Origin of the sequence: Meiothermus sp. (genome assembly GCF_026004075.1) — a bacterium.
In the GTDB taxonomy this organism is placed as follows: Bacteria; Deinococcota; Deinococci; order Deinococcales; family Thermaceae; genus Meiothermus.
Genome location: NZ_BPIK01000001.1, coordinates 760,874 through 777,619 on the forward strand (window position 1 = coordinate 760,874; position 16,746 = coordinate 777,619).

At 63.6% G+C, this 16,746-nt stretch carries 16 protein-coding genes and 1 pseudogene; 10 read left to right on the top strand and 7 right to left on the bottom strand.

The window, feature by feature from the left end:
* Positions 1–86: 86 nt before the first annotated feature.
* From Q0X18_RS03680 to mnhG, 8 genes are all read left to right on the top strand, one after another.
* Complete coding sequence (locus Q0X18_RS03680; protein WP_297558716.1) at positions 87–1,301, top strand: PLP-dependent aminotransferase family protein; 1,215 nt, start codon at positions 87–89, stop codon at positions 1,299–1,301.
* Positions 1,302–1,468: 167 nt separating this feature from the next.
* The gene (locus Q0X18_RS03685) at positions 1,469–3,745 is read left to right on the top strand and encodes a putative monovalent cation/H+ antiporter subunit A (protein WP_297558718.1); all 2,277 of its coding nucleotides are present in this window, start codon (positions 1,469–1,471) and stop codon (positions 3,743–3,745) included.
* Positions 3,742–4,164, top strand: coding sequence for a Na+/H+ antiporter subunit B (locus Q0X18_RS03690; protein ID WP_297558720.1), 423 nt, complete (start codon positions 3,742–3,744; stop codon positions 4,162–4,164). The genes Q0X18_RS03685 and Q0X18_RS03690 overlap by 4 nt, the downstream gene beginning before the upstream one ends.
* Entirely contained in the window at positions 4,164–4,562 is a 399-nt protein-coding gene (locus Q0X18_RS03695; RefSeq protein WP_297558722.1) for a sodium:proton antiporter, read from the top strand. Before Q0X18_RS03690 ends, Q0X18_RS03695 begins: the two co-directional genes overlap by 1 nt.
* Positions 4,559–6,040 (top strand): Na+/H+ antiporter subunit D, encoded by a 1,482-nt coding sequence (locus tag Q0X18_RS03700; RefSeq protein ID WP_297558725.1) that lies wholly within the window; start codon positions 4,559–4,561, stop codon positions 6,038–6,040. The genes Q0X18_RS03695 and Q0X18_RS03700 overlap by 4 nt, the downstream gene beginning before the upstream one ends.
* Positions 6,037–6,516 carry a Na+/H+ antiporter subunit E gene (locus Q0X18_RS03705; protein ID WP_297558727.1) on the top strand — a complete coding sequence of 160 codons (480 nt, stop codon included), beginning with the start codon at positions 6,037–6,039 and terminating at the stop codon, positions 6,514–6,516. The genes Q0X18_RS03700 and Q0X18_RS03705 overlap by 4 nt, the downstream gene beginning before the upstream one ends.
* On the top strand, positions 6,513–6,779 hold the full coding sequence (locus Q0X18_RS03710; RefSeq protein WP_297558729.1) for a monovalent cation/H+ antiporter complex subunit F: 267 nt from the start codon (positions 6,513–6,515) through the stop codon (positions 6,777–6,779). Before Q0X18_RS03705 ends, Q0X18_RS03710 begins: the two co-directional genes overlap by 4 nt.
* Position 6,780: 1 nt before the next feature.
* A complete protein-coding gene (gene mnhG / locus Q0X18_RS03715; RefSeq protein WP_297558732.1) occupies positions 6,781–7,170 on the top strand; it encodes a monovalent cation/H(+) antiporter subunit G in 390 nt (129 codons plus the stop codon).
* On the opposite strand, the gene Q0X18_RS03720 is transcribed toward mnhG, so the two are convergent.
* From Q0X18_RS03720 to Q0X18_RS03735, 4 genes and pseudogenes are all read right to left on the bottom strand, one after another.
* Complete coding sequence (locus tag Q0X18_RS03720; protein ID WP_013013160.1) at positions 7,159–7,896, bottom strand: esterase family protein; 738 nt, start codon at positions 7,894–7,896, stop codon at positions 7,159–7,161. The two genes, mnhG and Q0X18_RS03720, sit on opposite strands and share 12 nt — an antisense overlap.
* A gap of 12 nt (positions 7,897–7,908) precedes the next feature.
* The gene (locus tag Q0X18_RS03725) at positions 7,909–9,069 is read right to left on the bottom strand and encodes an acetyl-CoA carboxylase biotin carboxylase subunit family protein (protein ID WP_297558736.1); all 1,161 of its coding nucleotides are present in this window, start codon (positions 9,067–9,069) and stop codon (positions 7,909–7,911) included.
* 437 nt (positions 9,070–9,506) lie between these two features.
* Positions 9,507–10,271: pseudogene (locus Q0X18_RS03730) on the bottom strand (IS5 family transposase).
* Positions 10,272–10,320: 49 nt separating this feature from the next.
* Positions 10,321–11,304: an RluA family pseudouridine synthase gene (locus Q0X18_RS03735; RefSeq protein ID WP_297558738.1), complete on the bottom strand. Its 984-nt coding sequence runs from the start codon at positions 11,302–11,304 to the stop codon at positions 10,321–10,323.
* A gap of 82 nt (positions 11,305–11,386) precedes the next feature.
* Here Q0X18_RS03735 and ruvB point away from each other — a divergent pair, with 82 nt between their 5' ends.
* Together ruvB and Q0X18_RS03745 are read left to right on the top strand one after the other, a co-directional pair.
* Positions 11,387–12,376, top strand: coding sequence for a Holliday junction branch migration DNA helicase RuvB (gene ruvB, locus Q0X18_RS03740; RefSeq protein WP_297558741.1), 990 nt, complete (start codon positions 11,387–11,389; stop codon positions 12,374–12,376).
* A gap of 14 nt (positions 12,377–12,390) precedes the next feature.
* Positions 12,391–13,437 (top strand): response regulator, encoded by a 1,047-nt coding sequence (locus tag Q0X18_RS03745; RefSeq protein ID WP_297558743.1) that lies wholly within the window; start codon positions 12,391–12,393, stop codon positions 13,435–13,437.
* Between the two features lie 174 nt (positions 13,438–13,611).
* Here the strand turns inward: Q0X18_RS03745 and bshC are convergent, their stop codons facing one another.
* The 3 genes from bshC to Q0X18_RS03760 form a co-directional block, all read right to left on the bottom strand.
* Complete coding sequence (gene bshC, locus Q0X18_RS03750; protein ID WP_297558746.1) at positions 13,612–15,108, bottom strand: bacillithiol biosynthesis cysteine-adding enzyme BshC; 1,497 nt, start codon at positions 15,106–15,108, stop codon at positions 13,612–13,614.
* Between the two features lie 71 nt (positions 15,109–15,179).
* A complete protein-coding gene (locus Q0X18_RS03755; protein WP_297558748.1) occupies positions 15,180–15,824 on the bottom strand; it encodes a Crp/Fnr family transcriptional regulator in 645 nt (214 codons plus the stop codon).
* Between the two features lie 87 nt (positions 15,825–15,911).
* Positions 15,912–16,721 carry a menaquinone biosynthesis family protein gene (locus Q0X18_RS03760; protein ID WP_297558750.1) on the bottom strand — a complete coding sequence of 270 codons (810 nt, stop codon included), beginning with the start codon at positions 16,719–16,721 and terminating at the stop codon, positions 15,912–15,914.
* Positions 16,722–16,746 lie beyond the last annotated feature (25 nt).

A 16,746-nucleotide genomic window follows, 5' to 3' on the forward strand; every position in this document is an offset into this window, starting at 1 on the left:
GGTGCTTCCAGATTATCGCGACTTTTTCTAACGTCTTTGCGGCACGAGCTATACAAAACGTCATATACGCGGGGTAGACTGGAAGGGTGAAAAACCTAGAAGCCAACTTTGAACCCCGCTTTGCGGCCCGAACACGGCGCATCCAGGCCTCGACCATCCGCGAAATTCTGAAGCTCACCACCCAGCCGGGTTTCATCAGCTTTGCGGGGGGGCTGCCGGCGGCCGACCTGTTCCCCATAGAGCGCATCGGCGAGGCCACCCAGCGCATCCTGCGCGAGCAGGGGGCCCAGGCTTTGCAGTACAGCACCACCGAGGGCTACCTGCCCCTGCGGGAGTGGATCGCCAGCCGCGTGCCCGGCGCCACCCCCGAGAATGTGCAGATTGTCTCGGGCTCGCAGCAGGGCCTCGACCTCATCGGCAAGGTGCTGATTGACCCCGGCTCGAGGGTGCTGGTGGAGGCCCCCACCTACCTGGGTGCGCTGAGCGCTTTCAACCCCTACGAGCCCGAGTATGTCTCGGTTTCCATGGATGACGAGGGGCTGGAGCTGGGGGCGCTCGAGGCCGCCCTTAAAGCCCGCCCCGTCAAGTTCATGTACGTGCTGCCCACCTTCCAGAACCCCTCGGGCCGGCTGATGGGCCTGGAGCGGCGCAGGGCCATCGTCGAGCTGGCCCGCAAGTACCAGACCCCCATCCTGGAAGACGACGCCTACGCCGAGCTGTACTTCGACGGCCAGCCCCTGCCCACCCTCTACGCCCTCGACCACGCGCTGGGCGGAGGCAACGTGATCTATCTCAGCACCACCTCCAAGACCCTGGCCCCCGGCCTGCGGGTGGCCTGGGTGGTGGGGCCCCGGCCGCTGGTTCAAAAAATCACCTTTGCCAAGCAGGGCGCCGACCTCCACTCGCCCACCCTGAACCAGATGCTGGTTTACGAACTGGTGCGGGATGGGGCCTGGTACGGGGCGCAGATTGACCGAATCCGCCAGACCTACCAGACCCGCTGCCACTGGATGTTGCAGGCCCTGCAAAAATACATGCCCGAGGACATCGGCTGGATTGTGCCTAAAGGGGGGATGTTCTTCTGGCTCACCGCCCCCGCCGGGCTGGATAGCCTCGAGCTTCTCAAAGAAGCCGTGGAGGAGAAAACGGCCTTTGTGCCAGGGCAGCCCTTCTTTGCCGATGGCAGCGGCCAGAACACCCTGCGGCTTTCGTACTCGAGCGCCTCGCACGAACAGATTGAGGAAGGCCTCCAGCGCCTGGGCCGGGCCATCCACCGGATGCTGGGGCGGGCCCCGGTGTAGCCCAGGCTCGGATCTGACCGGCGTGGTTGGGGGGTCGACAACCCGGCCCGAGCCGGTATAATGCGCCCTGGAAAACCAGAGCTGCCTGCGGGCAGCACTTATGGTGGAGACTGTCAAAGGTCTCTACCCTTTGTTATGGTGTGGGGGGTTTTATACCGGAGCAGTCTATGGTGGTCGCTAGCATCGTCGCTTTTCTAGGAGCTCTTACCGCACCCTGGCTCCACCGCTGGCTGGGCAACGCGGCGGGCTGGGTGCTGGCCCTGCTGCCGCTGGGTCTTGCAGTCTACTTTGCCAGCCTGCTGCCGAGCGTGGTGGAAGGCCAGACCCTCCGGCACAGCCTGGCCTGGGTGCCCAGCCTGGGGGTCAATTTTTCCTTCTACCTGGATGGGCTTTCGCTCCTGTTCGCCCTGCTCATCACCGGCATCGGCGCCTTTATTGTGATCTACTCGGGCGGCTACCTAAAGGGCCACCCCGACCTGGGCCGGTTCTACCTGGTCATCCTGCTCTTCATGGCCTCCATGCTGGGGCTGGTACTGGCCGACAACATCGTGACCCTGTTTGTGATGTGGGAGCTGACCAGCATCACCTCGTACCTGCTGATTGGCTTCAACCATAGCGAGTTCAGGTCGCGCCGGGCCGCCACCCAGGCTTTGCTGGTAACGGCGGGTGGGGGGCTGGCCCTGCTGGCCGGGCTGATTCTGTTGGCCCTCATGGGCGGCTCGCTGGAGATTTCCGAGCTGCTGGGCCAGGGCCAGGTACTGCGCGAGCATCCGCTCTATCTGCCCGCCCTCATCCTGGTGCTTCTGGGAGCCTTTACCAAGTCGGCGCAGTTTCCCTTTCACTTCTGGCTGCCCAACGCCATGGAAGCCCCCACCCCGGTCTCGGCCTACCTGCACTCGGCCACCATGGTCAAGGCCGGGGTCTACCTGCTGGCCCGGCTGCAGCCGGCCCTGGGCGGCACCGAGGTCTGGAGCAGTGCCCTGATGGTCTTTGGGCTGGCTACCCTGCTCACCGGGGCCACCCTCACCTTCCGCCACACCGACCTCAAGCGCCTGCTGGCCTACTCCACGGTGGCCGCGCTGGGGGCGCTGGTCTTCCTGATCGGGCTGGTGCCCCTCACCGACTACTACGCGGCGATGGGCTTTGCTACCTTTCTGCTGGCCCACTCGCTCTACAAGGGTGGGCTCTTTATGGCGGCGGGCGCGGTGGATCACGAGGCCGGCACCCGCGACATCACCCAGCTTGGGGGCCTTTTCCGGGTGATGCCCCTCACCGGGGTGGCGGTGGTGCTGGCCGCGCTTTCGCTGGCCGGGCTGCCGCCGGTGCTGGGCTTTATCGGCAAGGAAGTGCTCTATGTGGCCGCGCTGCAGGCGGCCCCGGCCTGGATGGTGGGGCTGGCGGTGCTGGGCTTTGCCGCTGGGGCCATGCTGGCGCTGCTGCTGGTGGTGCCTTTCTTCCGGGGCCAGCCGCCCCAGGCGGTACACGAGGGGCCGCCCAGCCTGTGGCTGGGGCCCCTGGTGCTGGCGGGGTTGGGGCTCTTGCTGGGCCTGTTTCCGGGGCTCTATAACCCCCTGGCCGATGTGGTGGCCAGCGCGGTCAAGGGGAAGGCCGTGGCCTACCACCTGAAGCTCTGGCCCGGCTTTAATCTGGCCTTGCTCCTGAGCCTCCTGACGGTGCTGCTGGGGGTGGGGCTTTACTTCCTCTACCCGCGCTTGCAGGCCTGGATGGCGCAGGAACCCATCCCTGGCCCGGAAAACACCTATGTGGCCCTCCTGCGCGGGCTGATGCGGCTGGCGGCAGGGGTCGAGCGCCTGTTGCAGAGCGGTTCGCTGCGGGCTTACCTGGTCTGGACGTTTGGGGGGCTGGTGGGGCTGGTGGGGCTGGCCCTCTTTCGCAGCGGCGTGCTGCTCTGGCCGGCGGGGGCCTCGAGCCCCAAACTCGAGCAGGTGCTGCTGCTGGCCCTGATGCTCCTGGGGGCTATCGGGGCGCTGCGGCTGCGCTCGCACCTGGCGATGGTGGTGGTGCTGGGTATTGTAGGGGCGGGGGTGGCCCTGGTCTTTTTGCTGCAGAACGCCCCCGACCTCTCGATTACCCAGTTCCTGGTCGAAACCCTGACCGCCATCCTGATCGCCCTGGTGCTGCTGCAGATTCGCGACATCGGGTCGGTGCCCAGTGGGCGGTGGTTGGATAAAGCGGTGGCCCTGGGCTTTGGTGGGCTGGTGACCCTCTTGATGCTGGGAATGCTGGCCCAACCCATGGAACTGCACCTGAGCCAGTTTTTCGCCCAGAAAAGCCTGCCTGAAGGCTTCGGGCGCAACATCGTGAACGTGATTCTGGTAGATTTCCGCGGCCTGGACACCTTCGGCGAGATTACCGTGGTGGGGCTGGCCGGGCTGGGGGTCTGGGCTCTTTTGAAACGCCGGCAGCGGGAGGAGCGGCCATGAACACCCTGATTCTCAAGACGACCTCGAGGTTCCTCTTCACCCTTCTGCTTCTGCTCTCGGTCTTTTTGCTCCTGCGCGGCCACAACGAGCCGGGCGGGGGCTTTATCGGGGCCCTGGTGGCGGTGGGGGCCTACGCGCTGTTTGCCCTGGCGCATGGGCTGGCCGCGGCCCGTAAACTCCTGCCCCTCGCCCCCTTGCGCCTGGTGGGGTGGGGCCTGCTGGTAGCCCTTCTGAGCGCCCTGCCGGCCTTGCTTTTGGGCCAGCCCTTCATGACCGGGCAGTGGTTCAGCCTGCTGGGCGTGAAGGTGGGCACCCCGGTCATCTTCGACATCGGGGTCTACCTGACCGTGTTCGGGGCGCTGCTCTCGGCTATTTTTGGGCTCGAGGAGGCCGCGCACCATCCTTCGGAGGGCGCCTGATGGAAATCCTGCTCTCGTTTTTGGTGGGGGGCCTGGCCGCGGTAGGGGTTTATCTGATGCTCCGGCCCCACCTGATTCAGTTTCTGATTGGTTTTCTGGTGCTGGGCAACGCCGCCAACCTGCTGATCTTTACCGCAGGCCGTCTGGGCAGCCAGTTCCCGCCCCTGGTGCAGCCCGGCGGCGCAGTGCTGGAGCCCTACGCCAACCCCCTGCCCCAGGCCCTGATCCTCACCGCCATCGTGATTGGCTTTGCCCTGGCGGCGTTTGGCATCGTGCTCTTCTACCGGGCCCAGCAGGCCCTGGGCACCCTGAACGCCGAGGCCATCCTCGAGGTGCCCGAACCGGCCCCGGCCCCCTCGCCGGTGGACGAGGTGCCCGCAGAGGGGGTGCGCCGATGAGCTGGCTGCTGGTGCTGCCCCTGCTGATTCCGCTCACCACCGGCATCCTGTGCCTGGTGCTGCCGGGCCGCACCGCCCAGCGGGTGCTGGGCCTGGCGGGGGCCCTGGGCCTGCTGGCCGCGGGCCTGGCCCTGCTGGCCCAGGTTCAGCGCCTGGGCATTCAGGCCGTGCAGATAGGCAACTGGCCGGCCCCCTTTGGCATCACCTTTGTGGCCGACCACCTCTCGGCCCTGATGGTGCTGGTCACTGGGGTGGTAGCGGTGGCGGTGGCCCTTTTTGCCCTGGCCGAAAACGACCAGGCGCGCGAGGGTCTGGGCTACTACGCCCTGGGCCATCTGTTGCTGTTTGGGGTGAACGGGGCCTTCCTGACCGGCGACCTGTTCAACCTGTACGTCTGGTTCGAGGTGCTTTTGCTGGCCTCCTTTGTGCTGATGATTCTGGGGGGCAGCAAGGCCCAGCTCGCGGGCGGGGTCAAGTACTTCGCAGTCTCGCTGCTGTCCTCGATCCTCTTCCTGGTGGCGGTGGGCCTGCTGTACGGGGCGACCGGAGCCCTGAACATGGCCGACCTGGCCCTCCGGGTGGAAAAGGTTCATCCGGGGCTGCTCACGGCTTTGTCCATGCTGTTTCTGGTGGCGTTTGGGCTTAAGGCCGCGGTTTTTCCTTTCTTCTTCTGGCTGCCGGCCTCCTATCCGGCCCCTCCCGCCATGATCTCGGCCCTCTTTGCCGGGCTTCTGACCAAGGTGGGGGTGTACGCCCTGATCCGGGTCTTCACCCTGCTCTTTACCCACGACACCGGGTTTACCCATAGCCTGATCCTCTGGATTGCCGGTTTTACCTTACTCCTGGGGGTGCTGATGGCGCTGGCCCAGGGGGAACTCAGGCGGCTGTTGTCGTTCCAGTTGGTGAGCCACATCGGCTACATGCTGATGGGCCTGGGCATCCTGACCCCGCTGGCCCTGGCCGGCTCGGTGTTTTATGCCCTCAACCACATGATTGTGATTGCCGCGCTCTTTTTGCTGGCGGGCCTCTTACAGCGCTTGCAGGGCACCACGGTGCTGGTGCGGATGGGCGGGCTGTACGGGCCTTATCCCTGGCTGGCGATCCTGTTTTTGCTGCCGGCCTTCTCGCTGGCCGGACTGCCGCCTTTTTCGGGCTTCTGGGCCAAATACACGCTGGTGGCAGCCGGGTTGCAGGCCGGACAGTACGGAATTGTGGCGGTGGCCCTGCTGGTGGGCCTGCTGACGCTGCTCTCGATGGGGCTGGTCTTCGCCGAGGTGTTTTGGAAGAAGGCTCCAGGGGAAGTCAGGGCGGCCCCCGGGGGCCTGGGCGGGCTGGCGCTGCCGGTGGGCCTGCTAGCAGTTCTGACGCTGGGGATTGGGCTCTGGGCCGAGCCGCTCTTGAGCCTCTCGCAGGCCGCCGCGCGGGAGCTGCTCGAGCCATCCGGGTATATCCAGGCGGTGCTGGGGGTGAGCCGATGAGGGCCTTTGTGTACAACGTGGTGCTGACCATCTTCTGGATGGCCGTGACCGAAGCCTTTACCCTCGAGAACTTTCTGGTGGGCTTTGTCATCTGCTTCCTGATTTTGCTGCTGGCCCGCCCGCTTTTCGATGCCCCCTCGAGGCGCTACTTCACCCTGGCCTGGAAGCTGCCCCGCTTCGTGCTCCTGATGCTGTGGGAGATCGTGCTCTCGAGCCTGCGGGTGGCCCAGGCGGTGCTCTCGCCCCGGATGCCCATCAAACCCGGCATTATCGCCTACCCGCTGGAGGTCAGGAGTGATCTCGAGATCACTCTGCTGGCCAACCTGATCACCCTCACACCGGGCACCCTAAGCCTGGACGTCTCCTCCGACCGTAAGGTGCTCTATGTGCACGGGATGTTTGTGGACGACCCACAAAAGGTGATCGAGTCTACCCACGAAAGCCTGGAAAAAGCCGTACTGGAGGTGACCCGATGAGTTTTCTGGAGGTCATGCTGCTGGCCCTGCTGCTAACCCTGCCCTTTGCGCTGTACCGCCTGGTGAAGGGGCCAACCCTGCCCGACCGGGTGGTGGGCCTCGACCTGATCACCACGGTCTCGGTGGCGCTGGCTGCACTGTATGCCCTGGTGAGCGGCCAGACTGCTTTCTTGGATGTGGCCATTGCGCTGGCTCTGTTTGCCTTTTTAGCTACGCTAGGGCTGGCCCGTTACATCGAGTACCGGGGTCACAAGGGGGACTGAGATGCTTGAATGGCTGGTGTATATCCTGGTGCTGGGTGGGGTGTTTTTTCTGTTAATTGCGGCCATCGGGGTGGTGCGGATGCCCGATTTGTACAACCGCATGCACGCCACCTCCAAGGCCGGTACCCTGGGGGTGGGCCTGATTCTGGTAGCGGTGGCGGTGTTTTATCAGGAGCTCTCGGTGGCGGCCCGTGCGCTTTCGGCCCTGGCCTTTATTGTCCTGACCGCGCCGGTAGCCGCCCACGCCCTGGGCCGCGCAGCCTACCTCTCGGGTGTAAAGCCCTGCGAAGACACCTACATAGACGAGCTGGCCGGGCACTACCAGGCCAATCACAGGCTCGAGTCGGTGGAGAAAACCCCACCGGCCCACAAGCCGGAGTCAAACCCCTAAGCGCTCGAGCTCATACGGCAGCATTTTCTGCCACCAGGGCCAGTCGTGGTCTACGTCGTGGCCCCAGTAGTCGAAGGTAGCGTATACGCCCTTCTGGTGGAGCAGTTCCTGCATCTCGCGGGTGTCGCGGATGCACTCTTCCTCCCAGCGCCCCTGGCCCACCGCAAACACAATCTTGTTGCGCCGGTAGGCGTTTAGCTTGGCCTCGTCGGTCAGGTTGCGCAGGTACCACAGCGGTGAGTTGAAGTAGGCATCCATACCGCCCTCGTTCCCCACGAAGCCCCCCACCTGGTACAGTCCCGACAGGGCAATCAGGCCATCGAAGACCTCGGGGTATTTGAAGAAGAAGTTGGCCGCGTGGAAGGCCCCCATGCTGCACCCCGTGACCCATAGGGTGGGCAGGCCGGTGTTTTTCTGCACAAAGGGCACCACCTCCTGCATGATGTAGGCGTCGTAGTCGTTGTGGCGGCGGGCCCGCGCGGCAGGGGGGATGCTCTGGTTGGTCCAGCTCTGCCAGTCAATGCCGTCCACGCAAAAAAACTTGACCCGCCCCGCCTCGATCATGGGGGCCAGGGCCTGGGCCATGCCGGCGTGGCCTTCCCAATCGTACCAGCGCCCGTTCTGGGCCGGAAATACCATCACCGGCTGGCCGTAGTGGCCGTACAGCTTGAGCTCCATCTCCTGCCCCAGGGCCGGGCTATACCATTTGTGATACTCGGTGTACACGCAGCACCCCCTCTAGGCCCGTTCCTGGATGGCCTGGGCCGCCTGAAGCAGGGTTGGCAGGTCGGGGTGGCGCAGGATGTAGCCGTAATTCCCGATGGCCCCGGCAAAAATGCCGCTTATGCGCTCGTGGTGGGCGATGAGGGGGCCAAACTCGGCCAGCACCTGTTCGTGCGGGCGCTTGTAGTGTATGTGATCCTTGCGGCCCACGTAGGTGCAGAAGTAAGGGCGCTGGGCCTGCTGGCTTACCCGGCCATGGGTGAGCACGTTGACCCATTCCTTGAATATGTCCATGTCGTTGGCGTAGTTGAACATGTCAATCGAGAGGCCCCCCGGTGGGCGCATGTTAACCTCGAGCGCCACCAGACCGCCGTCTTCCAGGCGGAAGAACTCGAAGTGAAAGAAGCGCTCGCGCACGTTGAAGGCCTGCACCACCCGGCGCCCGGCTTCCCGCAGGTCTTCGGGGATTTCCCGCACCATGTAGTAATAGATATCGGTGTCCTGGTTAACCACTTCCATCACGCCTTTGGAGTACTCGAGCGAACTATCGAAGACCACGTTGCCCTGGATGTCGGTCAGGCCGTCGTAGGTGATGATTTTGCCGGGGATGAACTCCTCCATGATGTAGTCCACCGGGGGCTTAGTGGCGATGTAGTCCATGAGCTCGGCGTCGTTGGTGATCTTGTAGGTTTTGGCCGCGCCCACCCCGATATCGGGTTTGGCCACCACCGGGTAGCCCACCTCCTCTACAAAATCCTGGGCCTCCACCGCGGTGCGGCAGACCCGGCCTCGCGCCACCCTGAGCCCGGCCTGCTGAAAATACTGCTTCATAACCGACTTGCGCTTCACGCGGTCCATGTCCTGGGGGCGCAGGCCGAAGATGTTAAAGTCTTCGCGCAGCCGGGCCTCGGTCTCGAGCCAGTACTCGCTCATGGAGTCGAGCCGGTCGATCTTGCCGTAGCGGTGGGTGAAGTAGCCCAGCGCCCGCAACAGCTCGTCGTAGTTGTGCATATCGGAAACTCTGTAATACTCCGTCAGGGCCTGCTTTAGCTCTGGCCGTAGCGCGTCGTATTCGGCATCGGCCAGCCCCAGCACGTTGTGCCCAGCTTCGCGCAAACGCACGCAAAATGGCCAGAAGTTGGGGGGGAAATGGGGGGAAAGAAAAACTACATTCATCGCATACCTCCTGGGCTTTGGGCTGACCCCAGTATTCTCAATCAGTGCCTACAAATCAAGCATTTGAGGCCGGTTTCGCTTGAACCCAATACATTTGGGTGTAATAAAAGGTGAGGGGTTCAAGCCGACCGAAGGAAGTAGGAGTGCATTCCGGCAGTTTAGCCCTGCCAAAGTGAATGATACTGCTGGGATGCGTATGTAGCCGCCCGAAAACAGGAGAGTTTTACAATAAGCAACCCCCAGGAGGCTGGTTTCTTGAAACCTGCATTCGTTGCCGATAATATCCCATAGGGTCGGCTTCGACAGCCTCAGCCAGCCCCCCGCTGGATAAGGCCGGAAAGCCTTCAGCGCACACCCTTTGCCATACTCGGTGAGTAGGCGCCTTCTTAGAGCCTGCTAACTAGCTGTTCGTAAAAGCTCCACAGTTTTCGCTGTCATCAGAATCGAAAAAGCCAACAGTGCCAACCTCGCAAGGTCTCAGCCAGCCGCTCATAGTCTCGCGCCAGCCTGCGAACCGGGATGTCCAGGCAAACGAACGTTCCACCACCCCAACGCTTCGGCAGCAGCACGAATCCTCGTTTGGCCCCTTCCACCTTGACCACACACAGGGCGATGCCTTCCGCCTCTGCCGCTTGTGCCGCTTCCTCCCCAGTGTAACCCTGATCCACAAAGGCCACTTCCACCTGCTCCCCCGTCACTTCCTGCACCTGTTGACTGAGGGCTCCACCTGGGCCCGTTCCTGTTCACTGGCCGCCGTTACTACCAGGGCCAGCAGATGCCCCAGGGTATCTACCGCCAGGTGAACTTTGCTTCCCTTGCGTCGTTTGTACCCATCGTATCCGGCCCGCTCCCCACTTTGCGGGGTGGACTGTAGGGTGCGAGCATCGTAGATGGCAGCGCTGGGATGGGCGGCTTTGCCCTGGAGCATTCGCAGGGTCATGCGCAGGTCGTGTACCAGGTCTTCGAAGACCCCCCCGGTTCATCCAGCGGTAGGCTTGCGCCTGAACGATATGGGGGGGTGGGAAGTCGTGGGGCAGGTAGTCCCACTGAGCACCGGTTCGAACCATCCAGCGCAGGGCGTTGAACACTTCGCGCAGGTCGTACTTGCGCTGGGGTGCTTCCAGCGGGGCGAGGGTCAAATAGGGCAGCACCAGAGCCCATTCCTCATCACGGACGTCCGATGGGTAAGCACGGCGGTTCATGCTCTAAACATAACTGCAGTGCCTGATTTGGGTAGGTGGTTTGTAGATTCTAGCGATAAGGCCCCACAACCTCGGCCCTGGGATTCTCGGTTTGCAGGTCTTCCGGCCAGGCCCCGCCCAGGCCCACCCAGGCCCACACCATATCGGCGGGGATGGGGGCCACAAAGTGCAGGTATTTGCCGGTGCGCGGGTGTTGCAGGCGCAGTTCATAAGCGTGCAGGGCCTGGCGCGCTATCCGCTCGGAGGGCTTGCCGTAGACCTCGTCGCCCAGGATGGGGGCGTGCAGGTGCTTGAGGTGCACGCGAATCTGGTGGGTGCGCCCGGTGTGCAGAATGGCCGAGACCAGGGCGTGCGGTTCGGCTACCGCCAGCACCTCGAACTCGGTCTGGGCGTGCCGGGCCGCCACCCCCCCCACGTGCATGCGAGTGCGGTCGACCGGGTGGCGGCCGATGGGAGCCGACAGGACGCCCGCGCGCGGGATGCCCACCGTTAGGGCAATGTAGCGCTTGTACACGCTGCGCCCGGCGAAGGCCTCGGCAAGCCGGCGGTGCGCGGCCTCGTGGCGGGCTACCACAATCACCCCGCTGGTGTCCTTGTCGAGGCGGTGCACGATGCCAGGGCGTATTAGCTCGGGCTTCTGGGCTTGCAGGCGCAACCCGCCCTCCTCCTCGGGCTCGCCCAGCGAGAGATCCAGCCCGAACCGCCCCAAAATGGCGTTTACCAGCGTTCCGGAGTATACCCCTGGGGCCGGGTGGGTGATCATGCCGGCGGGTTTGTTGATCACAATCAGGTCGGGGTCTTCGTACAGAACGTGCAGCGGGATGTCCTCGGCAGCCACGCTTGCTGGCTGGGGTGGCGGGGGCTCCACCTCGACGGTCTCGCCCCGTAGCTTGTAGGAAGGCTTGGTCACCACCTTACCCCCCACCGTCACCAGGCCGGCCTCGATCCATTCCTGGGCCTTGGCACGGGAGGTATTGGCCTCGAAGGCCAGGGCCTGGTCGAGGCGAACCCCACTGGCAGAAAAGCGTACCATCAGGGTTATTGTAGGGTATCGCCCTAGTCGCAGCGTGAGCCAGGGTTACGTAAAAAACGTAATCTTTGGGTAGGCTACCTGTATGATGGTAGGCGTGGAAGTGGATTTGACCCTGCGGCCCAAGCGTCTGGACGACTACGTGGGGCAGGCCAAGCTCAAAAAGAAGCTACGGGTCTACCTCGAGGCCGCCAAAAACCGGGGGGAGGCCCTCGATCACCTGCTCTTGTTTGGCCCACCAGGGCTGGGCAAGACCACCCTGGCCCACGTGGTGGCCTACGAGCTGGGGGTGAACATCCGCGTAACCAGCGGCCCGGCCATCGAGAAGCCGGGCGACCTGGCAGCCATCCTGACCAACAGCCTCGAGGAAGGCGACATCCTCTTCATCGACGAGATTCACCGCCTGTCCAAAGCCGCCGAGGAGCACCTCTACCCAGCGCTGGAAGATTTCAAGATCGACATCGTGATTGGCGCAGGCCCGGCGGCCCGTACCCTGCGGCTCGACCTGCCCCGCTTTACCCTGATTGGGGCTACCACCCGCCCAGGGCTCATCTCCGGGCCGTTGCGCAGCCGCTTTGGGATTATCGAGCACCTGGAGTTTTACACCGAGGCCGAGCTGGCCCAGGGGGTGACGCGTGATGCCCAGCTCATGGGCCTGGCCATCGAACCCGAGGCCGCCCTGGAAATTGGGCGTCGCAGCCGGGGCACCATGCGCATTGCCAAGCGCCTGTTCCGCCGGGTGCGGGACTTCGCCGAGGTGGCCGGTGAGCAGGTGGTGGGCCTGGAGCGCACCCGGCAGGCCCTGGATGCCCTGGGCCTGGACGCCTTAGGGCTGGACGCGCGCGATCGCCAGATTATTCAGACCGTGATTGAGCGCTTTGCCGGGGGGCCGGTGGGCCTCGAGACCCTGGCCACCGCCCTTTCCGAAGACCCCGAGACCCTCGAGGAAGTCCACGAACCCTTCCTGATTCAACTCGGCCTGCTCAAACGCACCCCCAGGGGCCGCCAGGCCACCGAGCGGGCCTACGCCCACCTGGGCTACCCGCTGCCCGAGCAGAGCCGCCTGCTGGAGTAGACGCCGAGACTCATATGATTCGGGCTAGGTTGGGCGAAATCGATCTCGGGGATCTGCTGCGAGCCCTCGAGGGGGGGCGCAAGAGCGCCATCATTACCCTGAGCTGCCCCAAACTGGAGGGCCGAATTCACGTCCGCGAGGGTAAAATTGCCTACATCCAGACCCAGCCTGGCCCCCACCTGGGCGAGTACCTGGTGCGTTTCGACTATCTGACCCTGGAGCAGGTGCAGGCCCTGGTCAAATACCAGCAGCAGGAGAACCCCGGAACCCCCCTAGGCTTGCTGGCTTTGCAGCAGAGCCTGGTCACCGATGAGGAACTGAACGAGGTTTTGCAGGCGCAGATCCTCGAGGGTCTGGCGACTATCCTGGCCCAGCAGGAGGGCGAGCTGGTGGCCGAGACCCCGCCTGCAGACACCTCACAGGTGCTGCTGCCCGGTGCTGCCGATACCAGCACCATGCTGATGGAAGCCCTGCGCCGCCTCGATGAGTGGATGCGGGGCAGGGTAGAGCCCGAAACGGTGCTGCAACTTTCTGGTGACCCCACCCGTCACGCCCTCTCTCCCGATGCCTGGACGGTGCTCGAGGCCATCGACGGGGTCAAACGGGCTCGCTCGGTGGCCCTGGCCTGCGACCTGCCCGAAGAGCAGGTCTACCACCTGCTTTACGAACTCAAAAGCCGGGGGATTCTGACGGAAGCCGAGGTGCGCCCCCAAGACCCCTTGCTACTGGTTTTGGCCGATTCCAACCTGATCCGGCGGTTGCTGTTGGTGACCCTCGAGCGCCATCGCTACCGGGTCATGCTGTCCCCTGACCTCCAAAGCGCAGGGCGCATCCTGGAGCACAACCGGGTGCAGGGAGTGCTGCTGGAAGGGGCCGATCTGGCGGCCAAAGTGCGTTACCTTCGGGCCTTGCCCAGCGGACGCTTTTTGCCCATCTGGCTGATTACCGAGCAGCCTCTGCGTGGGCTGTGGGTCAGGAGCGCAAGGGTCAGCCACCTCCCCAAACCCTTCGGGGAGGGGGAATTGCTCGAGGCCCTTTCCGTTATCAAGCGGCCGGTTTAAGCACCCCAGAATGAGGAAAAATCAGTGATACGCATTTCGGTAGTATCATTTACTTTGACTAGCCTAAACGATTCTACCGAAATGCTTTTCTACTCCCTTCGGTCGGCTTGAATCCTTCACCTCTGACTGCGCAGGGCGGTGAAGGATTCAAGCGGAAACGGTATGACAGGGCACTTAGCTTAGGTGCAGGGTATGCTGGCCGGTGGCCGGAAGTTTGGTCAGGCGATCGAGCACCACCTCGCCGTGTTTGAGCAGGTACATCAGGAAAGGGTAGACCCGTTCCTGGGGGCCTGCGGGCGCCAGGTGGCGCTGTAGACGGGCAAACTGAGCGCCGATGGTATTATCCTGCCGCAGGGCGCTGTCCAGGATTTTGCGCTCGAGGCGCTTTAGTTCGTGCTGAATGCGCACCTGGGCCCTGTGACGGGGGCGTTGCAGGGTCGGTTCACTGAGTAGGCGCTGAATCTGTTCGAACTCGGCATTAATGCGCGCCAGGTGGCCTCGGATGGCCTGCACCCTGGCCTCTTGCTGGGCCAGAGCGGCTTTGAAGGCCCCTTCGGGGTCGGCCTGGAACGCCCAGGCCTCGAGGCCGTATTTTTGCAGGATGCGTTCGATGGGTGGCTCCAGTACCACAACCCCCATCCGTCGAATCACCGCGGGTGGTTTAAGCCCATGCAACTCGTACACACCACCTAACTCGGCCACATATCTAAGCTCACCCGGCCCTACCACAAAACCGGCGGTGGGCAGCACAGTATCCTGCAACACTGGCCTGAGCCCAGCCGCTGGGGTGAGCCGGGCAGGGTCGTGGGCCAGGATGGCCCGCAGGTCGGCTTCGGTGTACTGCCGTTCGCCATCTTCAAAATGCCCTTCCCGGAAACGCAGCAGCCGACGAACGCCGTCGGGGCCTTCTAAAAACAGGTTGGTGGCCCCCTCGCCGCGGCCCAGGGCCGGCTCGAGGCCGGCCTGCTTCATCGCCAGGGCGGTGCGATTGATAGCCTCGGAGGAAGCCAGAGGATTGGCAATTTCACGCTCGAGGGCAGGTGCGAACAGGGGGGCCAGCTCGGGGGCCATGGGGTCGAAGACCACCAGCCCCAGGGGGCCCAGGAATTCCAGCAGCAAGCGGGCAAATACCTCGCTGTAACTCCAGGGCCCCACCAGGGCCTTACAGATGCGCTCGCGTACCTCGGAATAGCCACCAAAACGCCGCAGCAACTCGCAGACCTGGGAAAAATAGGGTGAAAACGGTATGCGCCCGGCGGGGTGGGCCGCGGGTAGCTCGAGCGTCAAGCGGTGCACCCGCTCCTCGAAGTCCAGCAGCTCAACCGAGCGAATCTCGTCGGTATCATGATCCTGTGAGGCCACCCAGAATATTGGAACCACCGGCGTATCGGTGCTGTGGGTTCGCGCCAACTTAATGGCTGCGTGGGCTTTGTAGAAGGTATAGGCCGGCCCGGTAAGCAGGCCGGCTTGCTGTCCGCTCACAATGGCCCGGCTGTTGGGGTGGGCCAGCCGCTTGGCGGCCTCGAGGCTGGCCGAAGGCGCGCCAAGCCGCTTGAGATAGGCCACCAGCCCCGCGCTGAGCGCCTCGCGTGGGGCTGCTCGAGGCGTATGCAGCAAAGCGGGCAGATCCTCGAGGCCGTAGGGCAAGAATTGACGCAAAGGGTCGGCCATGACTAGGGGATTCTATCTTCAGATGGGCATCTATGGCGTAACTTGCTTTACCTGCCCCGTATACAACGCCATTATCCCGAGGCCACCTGCTTCAGCGCATCGGGCTTGAGTATCAGAATACGGCGGTAACCCAGCTCGATGGTGTCATCCATCGCCAGCTCCCCCAGCACCTTGGTGATGGTTTCGCGGGTAGAGCCGGCCAGGTGGGCCAGATCCTGGTGCGATAGGGTTACCTCCAGGCCCTCCTGGCCCCTGCGCATGGCCGAGAGCAAAGCCTTGGCCAGCCGGGGGAGCACCTCCTTGAAGCGCAGGTCGCGCAGGCGTTCCTCGGTTTTGCGCAGGCGGCGCGAGAGCAGCAAGACAAAGGCTGCCTGCGCCTCGGGGAAGCGGCTGTTCAGGCGCAGCAGGTCTTCCCTCGAGGCCGAGAGCAGCTCACAGTCCACCAGGGGCTCGGCGAACATGCCGTAGCGCTCGCCCGGCAGCAGGGCGCTCTCCCCAAAAATATCACCAGCCCCCACCACCGTTAGGGTGATCTCCTCCTCCTGGGGGCCAAGCTGGAACAGGCGCACCCAGCCCTCGAGCACGTAGTACAGGGTTTTGGCCTCGTCTTCCGGGTAGCATACATAGCTGTTCCGCCGGGCCGTAAAGCTATGGAATACCCGCTCGGCCTCGGCCCTGGCTTCGGGGGGCAGGGTGGTGATGAACTCCGGAATCATATCTAATAAATTAGCGGTTCTATCTGTGAGAGATTCCTGGCCGAGGATACAAATTGTGAGCTGATTACTTATCGATTTGATGTGTGCTCAGACAAATAGCGAGCGACTGGAACCGGGCAGCAGCCCGGCGGCCTCGCCACGCCGGAACAGCTCGGCTACCGCGGCCTCGCCCTCGGGGCCTACATCCGGCGAAAAGTTGTTCACATAGGTTTGGACGTGGGCCCAGATGACCTCGTCCTGCAATTCCTGGGCGTGCTGCTTGATGTAGGCCACCGTTTCTTCGGGATGGGCGTAGGCGTACTCGAGGCTTGCGCGCACCGCCCGATCTATGGCCCGGATGGTCTCCGTACCCAGGTCGCGCCGGGCCAGGATGGCCCCCAGCGGCAGGGGCAGGCCGGTCAGGCTTTCCCACCACTCCCCCAGATCCAGCAGCTTTTGTAGCCCGTGTAGCTGATAGGTAAAGCGCGACTCGTGGATGATCAGGCCGGCGTCTACCTCGCCCTGGGCCACGGCAGGCATAATTCGGTCGTAGCGCATCTCCACTGGCTCAAATCCCTGGCTGTGCAGGGAAAGCAGCAAAAACGCCGTGGTGTGGCGGCCTGGAATGGCGATTTTTTTACCGCGCAGGTCTTGTAGTGGGTGTTTGGCAACCAGCAGCGGCCCCACGCCCCGCCCCAGGGCCCCGCCCGACCGCAGCGCGACATATTGCTCGCGCAGGTGGCCGTAGGCCGCGTAGCTGATCTTGGTTAGCGGGAGCCGCCCTTCCAGGGCCCAGCGGTTCAGGGTTTCCACATCCTCCAGTTGTTCAGTGATGGGAAAGGGGGTGGCAACCTTACCGTGAGCCAGCGCATAGAAGATGAAGGTATCGTTGGGGCAGAAGGAGTAGCCTAGTTGCATACAGTTTATGTTACCGGCTGGCCCA